The organism is Citrobacter sp. Igbk 14 (assembly GCF_028069825.1).
GTDB lineage: Bacteria > Pseudomonadota > Gammaproteobacteria > Enterobacterales > Enterobacteriaceae > Citrobacter.
Genome location: NZ_JANEWM010000137.1, coordinates 1 through 1,370, shown reverse-complemented (window position 1 = coordinate 1,370; position 1,370 = coordinate 1). Strand labels below are relative to the sequence as shown.

The 1,370-nt window shown below is 32.9% G+C and carries 1 protein-coding gene; it reads left to right on the top strand.

The annotated features are described in order from the left end of the window. On the top strand, window positions 1-1,370 hold a 1,370-nt coding region (locus tag NNN64_RS22770), incomplete at both ends, for a glycosyltransferase (RefSeq protein WP_271442876.1).

The following is a 1,370-nucleotide window of genomic DNA, read 5'->3' as shown; positions in this document are numbered from 1 at the left end:
CTCGATGAGATTATTAAATTAGGGTTTCCTGAAGATAAAACAGCAAAGTTACCTATCATAATAAATGAAAATGTTGTTTTTAGAGATGGGAATGTTGAGGGTAGAAACTTATTATTTGTTGGACGCATATGTGAGAATAAAGCTCAACATAAATTGATATATTTCTATGGAAGTCTTCTCGCTAAAAAATATGAATTGGGATGTTTATATCTCGTCGGGAAATATGATGTTGGCTCTGATTACTACAATAAGATCAAGAAAATAATTGAAAAATTACAGCTTAGTGATCGAGTGATTTTGACAGGGGCTGTCACAGAGGAAGAATTATCGTCTTACTATAGTGATTCATCATGTTTTATTTCTTTCAGCGAGCATGAAGGATTTGGTGTCCCTTTGCTCGAAGCAGCACAATATCAATTACCAGTTTTAGCATTAAATCATGCCGCAACAGCGGAGACACTAAATAATTCTGAAGGTGTCTGCAATACAACACTTGAGCTGGAAGATAAATTATTTAAAGTATTTACTGACTCAAGTTTTTATGAACGCATGATTGATTCTCAAAACACGGCTTTACAAGAGTATTCAGTAGATGCTTGGGGTAAATATGCCGATAATTTGTTTGAGAAAATTCTGGTACCACAGAACTATTATACAACTGTATCTTTGGTTGTGTGTACTTACAACCGGGCAGAATATCTTGAAAGATGCTTAGACTATCTATCAAAAAACTACAGTGACAGTTTTGAAGTTATTGTGGTTAATGGACCATCTACAGATAATACAAATGAAGTATTATCAGAATGGCATGATAAATTAAAAATATATAATAATCCAATAAGAAACTTATCTGTATCAAGAAACATAGGAATAAATGCCGCTTCAGGCCAAATAGTTGCTTTCATTGATGATGATGCTATACCTTTTTTAGATTGGTTTTATGCAATTTTAGAGTATTTCAATAGTTGTCATAGATTTGTGGCTGGGGCTGGAGGACCAACTTACCTTGCCGGGAGTCTAGATTTCCAAGCCAAAGATATTTTTGTTGACCGTTTTGGTTCGGGTATCATCAATCCTACTGAAGAAATTAAGAATAACGCACAATATCGAAGAACTGTTTTAGGTACTAACTCATTTTTTGTCAGAGATTACCTCATTTCATGTGGTGGCTTTGATGAAGAATATGATTATTATCTTGATGAAACAGATTTATGTAGTCGGCTGATTGATAATAATTTCCTGATAAATAGTTGCCCTGATGCCTTTTTGAGGCATGAGTTTTCAAAAAGTGAAAATAGATTAAATAAATATAACTATAATTGGTATTCGATAGTTAAAAATACTGTTTATTATTCTTGTAAATTTAATGG